At 65.9% G+C, this 16,225-nt stretch carries 18 protein-coding genes; 2 read left to right on the top strand and 16 right to left on the bottom strand.

The genetic code is table 11. The features are described from left to right. Positions 1-23: 23 nt before the first annotated feature. The 13 genes from ftsH to ruvC form a co-directional block, all read right to left on the bottom strand. A complete protein-coding gene (gene ftsH, locus ACN0V4_RS01880; RefSeq protein WP_417672812.1) occupies positions 24-1,940 on the bottom strand; it encodes an ATP-dependent zinc metalloprotease FtsH in 1,917 nt (638 codons plus the stop codon). Between the two features lie 76 nt (positions 1,941-2,016). Continuing rightward, on the bottom strand, positions 2,017-3,270 hold the full coding sequence (tilS, locus tag ACN0V4_RS01875; protein WP_417672811.1) for a tRNA lysidine(34) synthetase TilS: 1,254 nt from the start codon (positions 3,268-3,270) through the stop codon (positions 2,017-2,019). Then, positions 3,267-4,112 (bottom strand): tetratricopeptide repeat protein, encoded by an 846-nt coding sequence (locus ACN0V4_RS01870; RefSeq protein ID WP_417672810.1) that lies wholly within the window; start codon positions 4,110-4,112, stop codon positions 3,267-3,269. The genes tilS and ACN0V4_RS01870 overlap by 4 nt, the downstream gene beginning before the upstream one ends. A 24-nt stretch (positions 4,113-4,136) precedes the next feature. Continuing rightward, entirely contained in the window at positions 4,137-4,670 is a 534-nt protein-coding gene (gene pal, locus ACN0V4_RS01865) for a peptidoglycan-associated lipoprotein Pal (RefSeq protein WP_417672809.1), read from the bottom strand. Between the two features lie 74 nt (positions 4,671-4,744). Then, the gene (gene tolB / locus ACN0V4_RS01860) at positions 4,745-6,064 is read right to left on the bottom strand and encodes a Tol-Pal system beta propeller repeat protein TolB (RefSeq protein ID WP_417672808.1); all 1,320 of its coding nucleotides are present in this window, start codon (positions 6,062-6,064) and stop codon (positions 4,745-4,747) included. Beyond that, positions 6,061-7,518: an energy transducer TonB gene (locus ACN0V4_RS01855; protein ID WP_417672807.1), complete on the bottom strand. Its 1,458-nt coding sequence runs from the start codon at positions 7,516-7,518 to the stop codon at positions 6,061-6,063. The genes tolB and ACN0V4_RS01855 overlap by 4 nt, the downstream gene beginning before the upstream one ends. A gap of 6 nt (positions 7,519-7,524) precedes the next feature. Next, a complete protein-coding gene (gene tolR / locus ACN0V4_RS01850; protein ID WP_417672806.1) occupies positions 7,525-8,001 on the bottom strand; it encodes a protein TolR in 477 nt (158 codons plus the stop codon). Between the two features lie 3 nt (positions 8,002-8,004). After that, positions 8,005-8,700, bottom strand: a complete 696-nt coding sequence (tolQ, locus tag ACN0V4_RS01845) for a protein TolQ (RefSeq protein WP_417672805.1) — start codon at positions 8,698-8,700, stop codon at positions 8,005-8,007. Positions 8,701-8,793: 93 nt separating this feature from the next. Next, positions 8,794-9,195, bottom strand: a complete 402-nt coding sequence (gene ybgC / locus ACN0V4_RS01840) for a tol-pal system-associated acyl-CoA thioesterase (protein ID WP_417672804.1) — start codon at positions 9,193-9,195, stop codon at positions 8,794-8,796. Beyond that, positions 9,192-9,815: a hypothetical protein gene (locus ACN0V4_RS01835; RefSeq protein WP_417672803.1), complete on the bottom strand. Its 624-nt coding sequence runs from the start codon at positions 9,813-9,815 to the stop codon at positions 9,192-9,194. Before ACN0V4_RS01835 ends, ybgC begins: the two co-directional genes overlap by 4 nt. A gap of 227 nt (positions 9,816-10,042) precedes the next feature. Continuing rightward, positions 10,043-11,062 (bottom strand): Holliday junction branch migration DNA helicase RuvB, encoded by a 1,020-nt coding sequence (gene ruvB / locus ACN0V4_RS01830; RefSeq protein ID WP_417672802.1) that lies wholly within the window; start codon positions 11,060-11,062, stop codon positions 10,043-10,045. A 35-nt stretch (positions 11,063-11,097) separates the two neighbouring features. Further along, the gene (gene ruvA / locus ACN0V4_RS01825; protein WP_417672801.1) at positions 11,098-11,784 is read right to left on the bottom strand and encodes a Holliday junction branch migration protein RuvA; all 687 of its coding nucleotides are present in this window, start codon (positions 11,782-11,784) and stop codon (positions 11,098-11,100) included. Further along, entirely contained in the window at positions 11,781-12,284 is a 504-nt protein-coding gene (gene ruvC, locus ACN0V4_RS01820) for a crossover junction endodeoxyribonuclease RuvC (protein WP_417672800.1), read from the bottom strand. Before ruvC ends, ruvA begins: the two co-directional genes overlap by 4 nt. Before the next feature lie 342 nt (positions 12,285-12,626). Here ruvC and ACN0V4_RS01815 point away from each other — a divergent pair, with 342 nt between their 5' ends. Then, positions 12,627-12,845, top strand: coding sequence for a DUF1127 domain-containing protein (locus tag ACN0V4_RS01815; protein ID WP_417672799.1), 219 nt, complete (start codon positions 12,627-12,629; stop codon positions 12,843-12,845). Between the two features lie 120 nt (positions 12,846-12,965). Here the strand turns inward: ACN0V4_RS01815 and ACN0V4_RS01810 are convergent, their stop codons facing one another. From ACN0V4_RS01810 to ACN0V4_RS01800, 3 genes are all read right to left on the bottom strand, one after another. Next, positions 12,966-13,319: a hypothetical protein gene (locus ACN0V4_RS01810; protein WP_417672798.1), complete on the bottom strand. Its 354-nt coding sequence runs from the start codon at positions 13,317-13,319 to the stop codon at positions 12,966-12,968. 105 nt (positions 13,320-13,424) lie between these two features. Next, the gene (locus ACN0V4_RS01805) at positions 13,425-14,297 is read right to left on the bottom strand and encodes a 50S ribosomal protein L11 methyltransferase (protein WP_417672797.1); all 873 of its coding nucleotides are present in this window, start codon (positions 14,295-14,297) and stop codon (positions 13,425-13,427) included. Positions 14,298-14,381: 84 nt separating this feature from the next. Next, positions 14,382-15,617 carry an MFS transporter gene (locus ACN0V4_RS01800; RefSeq protein ID WP_417672796.1) on the bottom strand — a complete coding sequence of 412 codons (1,236 nt, stop codon included), beginning with the start codon at positions 15,615-15,617 and terminating at the stop codon, positions 14,382-14,384. Between the two features lie 217 nt (positions 15,618-15,834). On the opposite strand from ACN0V4_RS01800, the gene ACN0V4_RS01795 reads away from it, so the two are divergent. Next, a complete protein-coding gene (locus tag ACN0V4_RS01795; protein WP_417672795.1) occupies positions 15,835-16,215 on the top strand; it encodes a hypothetical protein in 381 nt (126 codons plus the stop codon). The last annotated feature ends 10 nt before the right edge of the window (positions 16,216-16,225 follow it).

The following is a 16,225-nucleotide window of genomic DNA, read 5'->3' as shown; positions in this document are numbered from 1 at the left end:
CTGTCTCATCCGTCTCCCGGCGCTCAGGCGCTCGGTTCAGGCTCCATCCCGCCGTCGGACGACGGAGTCTTGGGCTTGGTCTTCGGGATCGCGGTCAGGCTGGCGGCACCGCCCTTGTCGGCGCCATTGGCACCGTCGCCATCAACGTTCGGCGGCTCGCCATTCATCACCCGCTTGATCTCCTCGCCGGTCAGGGTCTCGTATTCCAGCAACCCCTGCGCCAACCGCTCCCATTCCTCGCGCTTCTCCGCCAGGATACGGGCAGCTTCCTCATAACCGTTCTGGATGAAGGTCTTCACCTCCTCCTCGATCAGCTCCTTGGTATGGGCAGAGACCGAGAAGCCGGCGGTATTGCCGCTATAGCCCTCGTGCGCCTCGGCATAGTCGATGTTGCCGACCTTGTCGGACATGCCCCAGCGCATCACCATGGCGCGCGCCAGCTGGCTGGCCTGCATGATGTCGCCCGACGGCCCGTTCGACACGTGATCTTCGCCGTACTTCAGGACTTCCGCCGCCTTGCCGGCCATGGTCATGGCAAGCTTCTGCTGGCATTCGTCCTTGTGATAGTTCAGCCGGTCCATCTCGGGCAGAGAGACCACCATCCCCAGCGCGCCGCCACGCGGGATGATCGTTGCCTTATAGACCGGGTCGCACATCGGCAGGGAGATGCCCACCACAGCGTGGCCGGCCTCGTGATAGGCGGTCTTTTCCTTCTGATCCTGGGTCAGCACCATCGAGCGGCGCTCTGCCCCCATCATCACCTTGTCCTTGGCGCTTTCGAAATCCTCCATGGTGACGAAGCGGCGGCCGACACGGGCGGCCATCAGCGCGGCCTCGTTCACCAGGTTGGCCAGATCGGCCCCCGAGAACCCGGGAGTGCCGCGAGCGATGATGCGCAGATCCACATCCGGGCCCAGCGGGGTCTTGCGGGCATGCACGCCCAGGATCTTTTCGCGGCCCTTGATGTCGGGGTTGCCGACGGTGACCTGACGGTCGAACCGGCCGGGACGCAGCAGCGCCGGGTCCAGCACATCCTTGCGGTTGGTGGCCGCGATGATGATCACACCCTCGTTGGCCTCGAAGCCGTCCATCTCGACCAGAAGTTGGTTGAGCGTCTGTTCGCGTTCGTCATTGCCGCCGCCATAGCCGGCGCCACGGTGGCGACCGACGGCGTCGATTTCATCGATGAAGACGATGCAGGGCGCGTTCTTCTTGGCCTGTTCGAACATGTCGCGGACCCGGCTGGCACCGACGCCCACGAACATCTCGACGAAGTCGGAGCCCGAGATGGTGAAGAAGGGAACCCCCGCCTCGCCGGCGATGGCGCGCGCCAGCAACGTCTTACCGGTCCCCGGAGGGCCGACCAAAAGCGCGCCCTTCGGGATCTTGCCGCCCAGACGGCTGAATTTCTGCGGGTTGCGCAGGAATTCGACGATCTCTTCCAGCTCTTCCTTGGCCTCGTCGATGCCGGCGACATCGTCAAATGTCACCCGGCCCTGCTTTTCGGTCAGCAACTTGGCCCGTGACTTGCCGAAGCCCATCGCCCCGCCGCGTCCGCCGCCCTGCATCCGGTTCATGAAATAGACCCAGACACCGATCAGCAGGATGAAGGGCAAGAGCGTGATCAGGAAGGATTGCAGCCCCGACTGTTGCTGCTTTTCGGCCCGCACCGGCACCTTGTGTTCGATCAGCAGATCGGTGATCTGCGCATCCGTGGGCTTGATGGTGATATAGTCCTGACCGTCGGTGCCACGGAACCGGACCTGCTCACCATCCAGAGTGACCGAGCTGACCTCATTCCCCTGAACCGCGCTGATAAAGTCGGAATAGGTGATCTCGCGGCTTTGCAGGGTCGTCCCCGATCCGCTGAACAGGTTGAACAGCACCAAGATCAGCAGGAACAGCACGACCCAAAAGGCGATATTGCGTAGGTTGCCCAAGGAAACTCTCTCCTAAATGCGCGGCCGCAGGCACGACCGTCGGTTCCCGCATAAAATAGACATCATTGACCGAGGTTCAATGCGATAAAAGCCCCGCACGAAACCCCGCCCCCCGGTCCACCAGATGCAACCGCCGCTCAGACGACACCTCGGCCAGCGGCGCCGCGATCAACCGCCCGTCCAGCCAGAGCGCCGGGGCGGCTTCGAGAACCGCGGACGGCAGGCCGGTGTCGCGCCGATCCGGGCAGAGGGCAAGGCCCTTTGGACCGAGCGCGGCAAGCTCCGCCCCCGCCGGGGCCGGCCCTTCGAGCCGCCAGCGCCCGTCCCAGAGCGCGTCCGGCGCCCCCCGCAGCCCGCGGACGGCATTATATTCGCGGCAGACCCAGACGGCGCCGCGGCGGATCATCACCCGGCAGCCGCAAAGCGCCCCTGCCCCGCCCTGTCGCAGATCTGACAACAGACGTTCGACCGGCGCGCGGCGTGGCGGATAGGTCGGCCGGCCGATCCAGCCGATGGCGCCAGTGATCAGCCGGCGGGCGATCTCTTCGGGCAAAAGGGTAAAGCCCCGCGTCTCGAAGGCGACGGCCCCGGCGCGGATTTGCGCCAGGTCGCCGGCGGCCTGAAAGGTGGCCCACCCCAGCGCCTGATCGGCCCGCGCCATATTGGCCGCCACATCACACAGCCCCTCGGCGGTGATCCCCAGTGGCGCCAGCCCCGCCAGCGCGGCGCGGGCGCGGACCCGGGTGTAATGATCATCCTGGTTCGACGGATCCTCGACCCAGCCCAGCCCCTGCCGCGTCAGATAGGCCCGCAGATCGGCACGCGACAGCGCCAGCAGCGGGCGCAGCAGCAAGACACCATCGCGCAGGCTCTGCCCCGCCATGCCGCGCAAGCCCGCGGGGCCAGCGGCGCGGCCCAGCCGCATCAGCAAGGTTTCGGCCTGATCGTCTGCGGTATGACCCAGAGCCAACGCCCCGATGCCCCGCCCCCCGGCCCAGTCGATCAGCAGCCGATACCGCGCCTGACGCGCGTGGTCCTGTAGGTTGCCCTGCCCGTCCCAGCCCTGCCAGCGCAGGATATCATGCGGGATCCCAAGAGCTTCGCAAAGACGCCCGGCTTCTCGCGCCTCCTCCGCCGCCTCGGGGCGCAGCCCGTGATCGACGGTGGCCGCGAACAGCCGGGTGGCGCTGCCGGCGAAGCAGCGGCTCAGAAGGTGAAGGAGCGCCACCGAATCCCCACCGCCCGACAGGGCGATGCCCAGGGTCTCGGGCGGTTCCGGGCCCAAGGCGGCCCGGACAGTGGCAAGCAGATCGTCGTCCGAACGGCTCACTGGCAGTTCAGCTTGGCCATCTCGGTCTTGGCACTCGCCACGAAGTTGGAACCGGGGAAGCGCGCCCCGACCTGGCCCAGGGTGACACAGGCCTGCGACCCCTGCCCCAGACGCCCCAACGCGGCGCCCAGTTCATAGAGCGCCTCCGGCGCCATCGGGCCGGTATCCTCGGTGGTGAAGGCGGCCAGATAGGCGCGCGCGGCTTCCTTCGTGTCGCCAATCGCGTCCAGCGCATGGCCACGGTTCAGACTGGCTCGCGGCCCGAGCGGGCTGCCCGGGTAAGTCTGGTTGAACCCGGCGTAAAGTTCGGCCGCGCGGGCATATTCCTTGTTGTCATAGGCAGTTGTGGCCGCTTCGAAATCGGCCTTTTCGCCAACCGCCAGCTCGCTGGTGTCGACCTCGACCGATTGCGCCGGCTTGGCGGCCGCCACCGGGGCTGCAGGCGCGGCCGTCGCCGGCACATCGCCGCCCAGGGTGGTGGCGTCCTTCAGCTTGGAGACGTCGCCGCCTTCAAGCTCGACCAGACGGAACTCAAGATCGCCGATCCGGTTGGTGCCGTCCTTGACCACCTCGTTGATCCGGTGATCAAGCTGTTCGGTCTTGGCGGTCAACCGCTGCAGTTCGGTCTCCATATCGGCGACGCGCTCCAGCACCGTATTGCCCGAGACCGCAACCTTTGGCGCCCCGGTGGTGGACAGCTCCCGCTTGAGGCGCTGCACCTCGACATAGAGGACATTGAGCTCCTGGCGGATGTCGGCAAGCGTCTCGTCGCCCGCCGCCCGGACAGGAAGGGCACGACCACTGATCATCACGGTCAGGGCCAGCAGAACCAGAACACGCATTGCCGACAATTCCTTATTCCAGCGTTACCCGGCCAGACCGGCCGACAGCACGGTCACCGCGCGACGGTTCTTGGCATAGCAGCTTTCCGCGCTGCAGATCTCAAGCGGACGTTCCTTGCCATAGCTGACCGTCTTCAGACGGCTGCCCGACACCCCGCGCGACATCAGGAACTCGCGCACCGCATTGGCGCGACGGGCGCCGAGCGCAAGGTTGTATTCCCGGGTGCCCTGTTCGTCGGCATGGCCTTCGATCACGGCGGTGAAGGCCGGGTTCTTGGTCAGCCAGTCCGCCTGGGCGGTCAGGGTGGTGCGGGCCTCGTCGCTCAGGCTCTGCTGGTCGACGGCGAACCAGACGCGGTCACCGACCGCCTGTTGGAAATAGGCCGCCGAATGCGGATCGGACGGCAGGCCCGAGGCACCGCTGCCGCTGCCGTAACCGCCACTACCGTAGCCGCCGCTGCCGCTGCCATTGCCATACATGCCGTCGTTCTTCGCGTTCGAGCAGGCTGCAACTGCGGCAACAGCGCAGGCCAGCATCGCAAACTTCAGGGATTTCATGCCGATTGCCTCTCAGGAGTTCTTTGTCTTGGCATCATTTCTACCACAGACGGGGGGAGTTGTGAACGTGAGCTTCAGTTCTGCAGGGGCGACCAGGACGGATCAGAGGCGCCGCCCGGAGTCCGCACGGGCCGAAGATTCCGCCCGGTGATGTCAACGGTATACAGCATCGCCTCGCCCGCCGCGCCCTTGCTTTCACGGGTGAACATGATCACCCGACCGTTGGGCGCCCAGGTCGGGCCCTCGTCCAGGAAGGAGGCGGTCAGCAACCGTTCCTCGCTGCCGTCGACGCGCATCACGCCAATGTGAAACCGCCCCTGGTTTTGCTTGGTGAAGGCGATCATATCGCCGCGCGGCGACCAGACGGGCGTGCCATAACGGCCTTGGCCAAAGCTGATCCGCCGCGCTTCACCGCCGTTTGCCGACATGATGTAAAGCTGCTGAGTGCCCGAGCGGTCGCTTTCGAACACGATCTGGCTGCCATCCGGCGAAAAGCTCGGCGCGGTTTCGATCGACGGCGCATTGGTCAGCCGGGTCTGCTGACCCGAGTTGACGTCCATCTCATAGATGTCGGTATTGCCGCCCTGTTCCAGCGAGAAGACCACCGTGCGCCCATTGGGCGAGAACCGCGGTGCAAAGCTCATGGTGCCGTCGCGGGTTTCCAGAACCCGGCGCTTCACCTGGCCGACGTCAAGCACGTAGATGCGCGGGAAGCCGGTCTCGAAACTGGTATAGAGCACCCGGTCGCCGGTGGGCGAGAACCGCGGCGCCAGCACGATCGACGAGCTGTCGGTCAGATATTGCACGTTGGCGCCATCGTAATCCATGATCGCCAGCCGCTTCTTGCGGTCGTTCTTGGATCCGCTTTCCGACACGAAGACCACCCGGCTGTCGAAATAGCCGCTCTCGCCGGTGATCCGGCTATAGACCGCGTCGGCGACCTTATGCGCCATCCGCCGCCAGCCATCCGGCGTGCCGGCGAATTGCAGCCCACTGCCCAGCTCCGCGCCCGAGAACACATCCCAGACCCGGAACCGGACCAGCAGCCGCCCGCCCGAGACCGACACCGCGCCGGTGATCAGCGCCTGGGCGTTGATCGCCTTCCAGTCGGCGAACTGGATCGGGGCGTTAAAGTCATTGACCCTGCTGATATAGGCGCTGGCAGGGATTTCCCGGAACAGGCCGGTTCCCGACAGGTCGGCGGCGATCACCCGACCCAGGTCGCGCGACAACTGGGCCGCCGCCGGCGTATCCGGCACGAAATCGGGGTTCGCATAGGGCATCGGTTCGATCACCCCTTCGGTGATCTCGATCCGCAACGGGCCATTCTGCGCCGCGGCCGCCTGGGTCAGTACCGCCCAGCCCAGCAAGACACTCAGCAGAAATCTGGTCATTTGATCCGCATCCTCTCCGGATTGAACGTCATCTCAATATCGCGCCAGTGATCGTATTTGTCTGCCGGCAGCGTGTATCCTTTCGCGCCGCAGCGGATGATTGCCCGCCGTGCGGCATCGAATGCCTGTTTTGCCGACCCTTCGTCACCGCCGGAGCTGGACACCATGCGGATGGTATCCGTCAAGGGCTTGCCGTCGGGCGACATCGACACTGACACCACCACCGTGGTGGCCAGCGCTGCCGAAGACAGCGATCCCACGTTCCAGCAGGACGAGACCGCCACTCGCAGCGATTCCTTTTCGCCGGTGCTGAGCGGCGGACCAGCCGGCGCGGCCCGCGCCGGCGCCTTGGTCTCGCTGCCGCTGCCGCTGCCCAGCGCCTCGGCCAGCGCCGAATCGACGCCGCCGCGGGTCTTGCTGCTTTCCGCCGGAGCCGCCGGTTTCGACGGTTCCGGCTTGGCGGCCGGCTTGGTCGCCTCCTTCTTCGGCGTCTCGGCCTTGGGGGCCGCCGGCTTGGGCGTCTCGGCTTTCGGCGCTTCGGCCTTCGGAGCCTCTTTTTTCGGCGCCTCGGCCTTCGGCGTCTCAGGCTTCGTGGTCTCGGCCTTCGGCGCCTCGGGTTTCGGGGTCGCCGGTTTCGGGGTCGCCGGTTTCGGGGTCGCCGGTTTCGGCGTTTCCGCCTTGGGGGTCTCCGGCTTGGTCTCGGGTTTGGCCTCGGCGGTCTCGACCGGCCCCTCGGGGCGCTGCATCGGCCGGCTCGCCGGGCGCGGCGATTCGCTCGGCGCCAGGGCCTGCGGCTCCGGCGTCTTGGCGGTCTCGGGCACGATCTCGGTCGCGGCCGCTTCGGGCGCGGTGGCCTGCTGCGTCTCGCGCGGGGTCTCGGTCTTGGGCGAGGGTTCTGCAACCACGGCCTCGCGCACCACCGGGTCGGGCTTCGCCTCGGGCGGCGGCGGCGCCACCGGGGTCGGGGCGACCCGTTCGATCGGACGCGCCGGCGGGCGCGGCGCCTCGGCCACGACCGACGAGGTTTCCTTCGGCGCGGCCTGCTGCACCGGGGCGGGCGTCACCTTGGGCGCGGGGGCCGGCGGTGTCGGCTTCGGCGCCGGTTCCGGCACCGGCTCGGGTTTCGCAGTGGGTTTGGGCGGTTCGGGCCGCATCGGCGGCGCCTCGGGCGCCGGCGTTGGCGCCGGGGCTGCGGGTTCAGGTTTCGGAGCGGGGGCCGGCGCCGGCGCGGCGGTCTCCGGCTCGGGCGCCGGGGTGGCCTCGGGCATACTGACTTCCGCCGCGACCTCGGGCTGGGCCTGCGACGCGGTCAGCGCGGCATAGTCCTCGGCGCTGATCACAGTCACATCCTGCACCTCGAAAGGTTTCGGATCAGACTTGAACACGCCCCCGAGGAACGCCCAAGCCAGCAGCGCCACGTGGGCAACCGCCGAAATTTTGGTGCCTGTCTGCACCTTCGCTCACCCGGCCTTCTTGTCCAAAGTCGGCCCACCGGTATCGGTCACCAGACCGACATTGGAGAACCCGCCTGCATTGAGCGCACCCATCACCTGCATCACCGTCTCATAGGGGATCGCACCGGCAGCGCGCAGATAGACCCGATCGCTGCCACGTTCGGCGGCGATGGCGCGCAGCTTGGTGACCAGCTCGTCCCAAGGCACCGGCGTGGTCTGGATCTGGATTTCACCATCGGCGGTAATGGTCACCGTCAGCGGCTCTTCCTGCTCGCCCGGAAGCGCACCCGCCGCCGTCTTCGGCAGCTCGACCGGCACGCCGACCGTCATCAGCGGCGCCGCCACCATGAAGATGATCAGCAGCACCAGCATCACGTCGACGAAGGGGGTGATGTTGATCTCCCCCATCGGGCGCGCGCGGCGCCGGCCGCGCCCGCGCCGCCGTCCGCCGCCTGAGTCTTGCGCCTGAACGCCCGCGCCCATGGCTCAGGCGTCCAGCTGACGGCTGAGGATGGTGGCGAATTCGTCGGCGAAAGCCTCATAGCCGCCGATGATCCGATCGCTGTCCGCGCTCAGCTTGTTGTAGAAGATCACCGCCGGAATGGCAGCCAGAAGGCCAAGCCCGGTCGCCAGCAGCGCCTCGGCGATGCCCGGCGCCACCACGGCAAGGTTGGTGTTCTGCTGCGCCGCGATCTCGATGAAGGCGTGCATGATGCCCCAGACGGTGCCGAACAGCCCGATGAACGGCGCGGTTGACCCGACGGTCGCCAACACCGGCAACCCCTTCTGCAGCCCCTCGCTTTCCTTGGCGATGGCCACATCCATGCTGCGGTCGATTCGCGCCTGGGCCCCGGCGATCAGCCCGCCGTCGTTGCGGTGCGACCGGCGCCATTCCACCATCCCGGCGGAAAACACCTTCTGCGCCCCGCCCTCGGGCTGCGGCCCGATTTCCTCGAACAGCCCATCCAGCGGCTCGCCCGACCAGAAGACCTCGTCAAAGGCCGAGGCCTCGGTGCGCGCGGCGCGATAGGTGATAAGTTTCTGGATCACGATCGACCATGACCAGAACGAGGCGAAGACCAGAAGGCCCATCACCAGCTTCACGATCAAGGTGGCCCGCGCAAAAAGCGCCCACAGCGAGAAATCCATCTGCTGCGCCAGCGCCAGAGTGTCTGCTTCCATAAGCCTGCTCATGCCTCTTCGGCCGGATTCTTTCGCCGGCCTGATTTGCGCGATTCTAGCCTAGTCTGTGGATAAACACCATTCCCCTCGTGCTCAGTCGACGTCGGCTTGAAGCAATGCGCGAATCTCCGCTGGCAGGCGCACCGGCTTGCCCGCGGCATTCATGCAGACCGCCATCACCGAGGCGGTGAAGATCGGCTGATCCCCTCGTTTGACCACCTGATCCATGGTCAGCCGCGCCCCCGACAGCTCGCGCAGATGGGTCTCGACGGTCAGCTCGTCCTCGAATTTCGCGGTGGCCAGATACTCGGCCTCGATCTTGCGCACCCCCCAGACGATGCCCGCCTCGCGCATGGCGTTCTGGTCGTTGCCAAGCTGGCGCACCCAGTCGCTGCGGGCGCGTTCGATATAGCGCAGGTAATTGGCATGATAGACGATCCCGCCCATGTCGGTGTCTTCGTAATAGACCCGGACGGGATAGCGGTGAACGGTCATTGGGCAAGCTCCATCCGGGCAAAAAGCCTAAGCGCCTGAGCCGGATCGCGTGCCACCGCCGGCAGCACGGGATCATAGCCCGCCCGGATCAGCCCGGCGATCTCGGGGCGCAGAATGATCTTGTCTCCCGCCACGGCCAGTGGCGAGCGATCGCGAAAGGCGCGGTCCGACCATAGCAGAAACACCTGCACCACCTGGGCCAGCGCCAATTCCTCCGCCGGCAGGCGCAACAGCGCCTTGTCCATGCGCAGGAAGACAAAGGCCGCCTTGATGGCGCCTGCGGCGTCAAAGCGGAAGGCGCGGTACTGATTGGCCCCTTGGGCCTCGAGCCGGCCCAGCAAGGCATCAAGATCGGGCAGCATCCGGTCAAGCCCCGGCACCGCCAGCAACTCGTTCCAGTCGCGGAAGAAGAAGACCATGCAATTGCTGCCAAGCTCAGGATCGGTCTCGGCCAGCTTGTGACCCGAGAGCGCCGCCACCGCCTCGAAAGCGCCCTTGACGACGCGCAGCGTCTCCTCCTCGACCCCGAAGACCACCGGCGCGATCGGCCTGCCCCAGCGGGCGAACAGGAAATCGCCGCTCTCACGGGTGAACAGCGCTTCGATTTCCTGCGGTGTCACGTCGGGGCCTCCTTGTCCGTCGCCCGAGTCCTACCCCCCCGGGACCGCCCCCGCAACCGAGGCGCTGCGTCGCGGCAATATGGCGCCGCCTGCTGCTTCTCTTCGTCCCAAATACGGCCGCCGGAGGCACGCCCCGCAGGGGCGCCTCAACACCCCAACCAAGCCCCCCTCCGCGTGGCAACTTCTCACAGGCAAGACCCGTTCGGCGCGGCCTCCCGGAACGGGGATCAGCTGAACAGATCGCTTTGCCGCCTGGGCATCGGCAGGCCGAGGTGATCCCAGGCCTTTTGCGCCAACATCCGGCCCCGAGGGGTCCGCTGGATCAGCCCCTGTTGCAGCAGATAGGGTTCGATCACCTCTTCAAGCGCATCACGACTTTCGGACAGCGCCGCGGACAGGGTTTCGATCCCTACCGGGCCGCCGGCGTAATTCTCGGCGATCAGGCTCAGATACCGCCGGTCGGCACCGTCGAGACCGATCCGGTCCACCCCCAGCCGGGTCAGCGCGTGATCGGCCAGATCGCGGGTGATGGTGCCATCGCCCTCGACCACCGCGAAATCGACAACCCGACGCAGCAGACGTCCGGCGATCCGCGGCGTGCCACGGGCGCGCCGGGCAATCTCGCGGGCGCCATCGGGATCGGCCGGCGCGCCCAGCTTGCGGGCGTTGCGCGTCACGATCTCATAAAGCTCGTCCTCGGTATAGAACTGCAGCCGGGTCGGGATGCCGAAGCGGTCGCGCAAGGGGGTGGTGAGCAACCCCATCCGCGTCGTCGCACCGACCAGGGTGAAGGGCTGAAGCTCGATCCGCACGGTGCGCGCCGCCGGTCCTTCGCCGATCACCAGATCGAGCTCGTAATCCTCCATCGCCGGATAGAGCACCTCCTCGATCGCCGGGTTCAGCCGGTGAATCTCGTCGATGAAGAGAACATCGCGCGCCTCGAGATTGGTCAGGATCGCCGCCAGATCGCCGGCCTTGGCCAGCACCGGGCCCGAGGTCATGCGAAAGTTCACCCCCAGTTCCCGCGCCATGATCTGCGCCAGCGTGGTCTTGCCCAGCCCCGGGGGGCCGTGGAACAGCGTGTGATCCATCGCCTCGCCGCGCTGGCGGGCCGACTGGATGAAGATGCGCAGGTTCGCCCGCGCCTCCGCCTGGCCGATGAAGTCGTCGAGCACCTGCGGGCGCAGCGCACGGTCGTTGTCCTCGGGCAGGGGGTCGGGCCGCAGGGTGGGATCGGGATCGGTCATCCTGCCGTTTTCCACTTATATATAACGCGCATCCCCTACCCTTTCGGCGCCAAGAGCTTCAGCGCTGCGCGGATCAGCGTCGCCTCGGTGGCCTCGGGGTTGTCGCCCGCCGCCTCCGCCACGGCGGCGGCGGCCTCGGAGGGACCATACCCGAGGTTCAACAGGGCCGAAAGCGCATCGGCCTGGGCGCTGGCTGAGGTGGCGCGGGGTTTGGCCGCGGGCTTCCTCGGCTTCGCTCCGGTCGGCTCAACCACCTCGACCACCGGCGCGGGCTCCGGCCCGTCCATCGCCTCGATGATCGAGCCGCCCAGGGCCATCACCCCCGGTGCCTTGTCCTTGAGATCCAGAACGATCCGCTGCGCGGTCTTCGGCCCCACCCCCTTGGCCGCCTTCACCGTCGCCCAGTCCCCCAGCGCGATGGCGCGACCCACGCCATCGGGCCCCAGCGTGCCGAGGATCGCCAGCGACACCTTGGCGCCGACGCCCTGAACGCTCATCAACAGCCGGTGCCATTCCTTTTCCACCAGCGTCGGAAAGCCGAAGAGCTGCATCAGATCCTCGCGCACCACCAGATCGGTATAGAGCGAGACCGCCTCGCCCACTCCAGGCAGGGTGGCCAGGGTCCGGTCGGAGCAATAGACAAGATAGCCCACCCCACCGACGTCGATCAGCACGTGATCCTCGGCCCGATACCCGATCCGCCCGGTCAGCCGCCCGATCATGCCCCCACCTCGCGCAGGCGCATCCCGGCCTGGGAGCCGCCGTAATAGGCGTGACAGATCGCGATGGCGAGCGCATCGGCCGCGTCGGGACCGGCCGGATCGCAGCCGGGCAGTTGCAGCTTGACCATATGTATCACCTGTTCCTTGGCCGCATGGCCGACGCCCACCACGGTCTTCTTCACCTTGTTGGGAGCATATTCCCCGATCCGCAGTCCGCCCTGGGCCAGCGTCAACAAGGCAGCCCCCCGCGCCTGGCCCAGTTTCAGCGTCGCCACCCCGTCCTTGTTGACGAAAGTCTGTTCGATCGCAGCCTCATCGGGCAGGAACTTGGCGATCACTTCGGCCAGTTGCCGGTGCAACGACAACAGCCTGAGCGCCAGATCCTCAGAGGCCAGAGACTTGCACAACCCGTTCGCAACATGGCTCAGCCGCCCGTTTCGTGATTCGATCACGCCCCAGCCGAGGGTCCGCAACCCCGGATCAATGCCCAAAATTCGCATGACTGCCCGGCTCCGCCCGGAATTGTTGCTTTTTTGATGCAGTAGCACGAAAGGCGAACATCGTCCAAGAAATTCGCCTCCAGAAAAGGCTTGCAGAAGGTTCTTGCGCTGGCCTCGAGCAAAACGCTCGTTTCTTCGGATGCAGGAGGTATTTTATCATATCCGCGCCGGTTTCTTCGCGGTTTGAGGAACAGTTCCGCCCGCCTTCGCCGCAGCGCAGAAGACATGCATAAACCGCATACGAACTATGCAGGTCACCTGGATTGCGCACGCAATTTGGTCAGATTATGTGCGCCGCAGAAACGAAACATACTTCATTCTTGCTTAGAAGGACTTGGTCAAATGGCCGCTTTCGACTCCAACCGCACCACCTATGGCTCGGCCGCTCTGTTCGGTCGCATCGGCGCCGCCATCTGCAACGTGATCGCCGCCGTCGCCGCCTGGAACGATGCCCGCGTCACCCGCAACGCGCTTTCCGCACTCAGCGACCGTGAACTGGAAGACATCGGCCTGAACCGTGGCGATATCGACTTCGTCGCGCAGCGCAAAGCGCTCTACTGAGGCGATCTCAATTCCCTCCGTCCCGTTTGTCGGGACGAGACTGAAACGCCGTGCGATCCGATCGGTCGCGCGGCGTTTCCTCTTTCTTGGGATCCGATTTCCGGAAAGCGGGAAAGGCCGTCAGAAGCGCCAGCGGCGCATTTCCTGCGCCAGCCAGTCCGATACCGGCTCGCGTTGCATCGCCCAGGCGCCGATCGCCTCGGCCGGGGTGCCCTGCGCCAGACGTTCGACCCGGCTGTCATAGGTCACCGCCCCGACCGCGACGATCAGAAACCCCTTGAACAGGATAAAGGCGAGCACGCAAAGCGCCAGCGCCTTCATCGACAAGCCGGCCCGCCCCGACCAGCGCCGGCGCGGCGCCGCAACCAGCAGCCCGTCAGCTCGCAGATAGGTGTCGGCCCCATGCACCAGCGCCGCATGCCTGCGGCTCAGCCGCTCCACGCGCTGATGAAACTCGATCTCCTGATGGGTCACGACAGCCTCTCCTTTCGCTGGCCCCGTCAGAGCCGGGGCAAGGGTCAGGCTGAAGTATGGCAGAAATCGGGCAATTGTCTCAAATTATTCTAAAACTCGCCCGCTTCATGCCTTTTTCTGCAAAAGCAGCGTCGTCCAGTCACCAATCTTTTCGTCTTCGACGAAATTGATCCCGGACTGGAAATAGACCTTACGCACCTCATCGGCCTGCTCGTTCAGAATCCCCGACAGGATCGCATAGCCACCGGGGCGCAGATGCGCCGCCAGATCGGGGGCCAGCGCCACCAGCGGCCCCTTGAGAATATTGGCGAAGATCAGATCATAGGGCGCATTGGCGGTAATATCCGGATGGTCGAAACCGGCCGCCTCGACGCAATGAACCTGCCCTTCCATGCCATTGGCCTTGAGGTTCGCCTCGGCCACGTCGACGGCGACCTGGTCGATATCGCTGGCGACAAAGGTGCCATCCCAGACCCGCGCGGCGGCCATCGCCAGCACGGCGGTACCGCAGCCGATATCGGCGACCTTGCCAGCCACGAAACCCTGCGTCATCAGCCGGTCCAGCGCCCTGAGGCAGCCCAGCGTGGTGCCATGGTGGCCGGTGCCGAAGGCCATCGCCGCCTCGATCAGCAGCGGAATGCAATCGCCGGGCACCTTGTCGGCATCGTGACTGCCATAAAGAAAGAACCGCCCGGCCTCGACCGGCGCCAGTTCACGGCGCACATGGGCGACCCAGTCGGTTTCCGGCACTTCCGAAACCGCGAAGTCCCTCGCGCCGAAGGCCGCCGCCAGCAGCGCCAGCTCAACCAGATCGGGGCTTTCGGTGAAATAACCGCCGACCTCCCACAGGCCCGATCCGTCCTCGATCTCGAAGATGCCGACGCCGGTGGGTTCGGGCTCCAGTCCCTCCATCGCCTCGGCCAACGCCTCGGCCTGCTTCTTTCCGGTCAGGGTGGTCAGGGCGGTAAAGGTCGGCATCGGAAACTCCTGATAACTGTCGCGCCGGGCCTAGGGCCGCAGGCGCGCGAGGTCAAGCATACTACGCCCCCTGCCGGATGACAGTTATTCTGCCGCCGCCGGCGCCAGCCGCCGGGTCAGCCGCGTCTCGTGCCCCGGTTCGGGGTGACGCGGCACCAGCAGACCAAGACAGAGCGAGATCCCCGCCATCCCCGCCGCCAGCCCGAACACCGCCCCGGGCGCGATCATCCACAGATAGCCCAGCGAAGCCGGCAGCACGACCGCAGCGATATGGTTGATGGTGAAAGCCACCGCCGCGGTCGGCGCAATATCGGCCGGATCGGCGATCTTCTGGAAATAGGTCTTCAGCGCCAGCGCCATGGCAAAGAAGATATGGTCGATCACATAGAGAGAGGCGGCCAGCACCACGCCCCAGCCGAAGAAATAGATGCCGCCATAGGCCAGGAACACCATCACCAGCCCGGAATATTCGACGATCAGCGCCCGCCGCTCGCCCCAGCGGACCACGGCACGCCCCACCAGCGGCGCGAAGATCATGTTGGCCACCAGGTTGATCATGTAGAGCGAGGTCACCTCATGCACGTTGAAGCCGAACCGCTCGACCATCATGAAGCCGGCGAAGACCACGAAGATCTGCCGCCGTGCGCCCGCCATGAACTGCAGCGCGTAGTAGAGCCAGTAGCGCCGGCGCAGCACCATCTTCTTGCTTTGCACCGTGTCGGCCTTGAACTGCGGAAACAGAAGATAAGCCAGAACCGCCCCCACCGCCGTGGTGCCACCGGCCACCATGTAAACGATGTTATAGGTCAGCCCCAAGGGCTCCCACAGCAGGACGATCGCCGCATAGGAGACCAGCGTCGCCCCCGACCCCACCGTCAACAGCCAGCCCAGCATCTTCGGCGCCCGGTCCTTCGGCAGCCATTGCAATTGCAACGACTGGTTCACCGTCTCGTAATAGTGAAAGCCGACCGAGCTGAGGAAGGTGATGATCAGGATGCCGCCAAGCGAGGGGAAATAGGCGGTCAGCGCCGTGGCCACCCCCAAAAGGACAAGAGACACCACCGCCAGCACCTGTTCGCGCACGATCAGCAGCACGGCGATCACCCCGATCGACAGAAAGCCCGGGATCTCGCGTATCGTATGCAACCAGCCGATGTCGCTGCCGTTAAAATGCGCCGCCTCGATGACGAAGTTGTTCAGCAGGGCCGACCAGGTCGAAAAGGCCACCGGCATCGCCAGGGCCATCAGGAACAACAGGGCGGTGGGGCGGCGCCAGACCGGCAGATCGCGGGCCTCGGCAAGGGTAATTGCGCGTCTCATGCCCATGCTCTTACGCCGGTTTCCAAAATCTGACGAGATGGAAAATAATGCTCCCGGCACGAAGATGACGCGAGCACGCTTTGCACGGGCGGCATTGCATCGGCAAAGCCGTGGGAACCTGCGAAAAATCACGATGCCGGGGGATTATTTCCGCGCTGGGGTCGTCTTCTTGTCAGGCCGGTCAGAACGACCGGCCCTTGTCCAACAGGAGAAACCGATGAAACGCCCGTCCCTCGCGCTGGCCGCCAGCCTGGCCACCTTCCTCGCCACCGCCGCCTTCGCCGCGCCGCCGGTCCTGACCGGCGACAGCGCCAAGGGCCCGGTCCTGACCGATGCCGCCGGCATGACGCTTTACACCTTCGACAAGGATCAGCCCGACAGTTCGACCTGCTATGAGGCCTGCGCCAGCAACTGGCCGCCACTGCTGGCCAGCGCCGACGCCCAGCCCGAGGGCGCCTTCGGCATCATCCCGCGCAAGGACGGCAGCCGGCAATGGACCCACATGGGCATGCCGCTCTACACTTGGGTGAAGGATGCCAAACCCGGCGATATCTCCGGCGACGGGGTCAAGGAGGTCTGGCATCTGGCGCGGCCCTGATCGCCGCCGG

Source organism: Pseudodonghicola sp., assembly GCF_048268305.1.
In the GTDB taxonomy this organism is placed as follows: domain Bacteria; phylum Pseudomonadota; class Alphaproteobacteria; order Rhodobacterales; family Rhodobacteraceae; genus Pseudodonghicola.
Note: the sequence above shows the minus strand (reverse complement) of the source record. Positions and strands in the feature narration are given on the sequence as shown.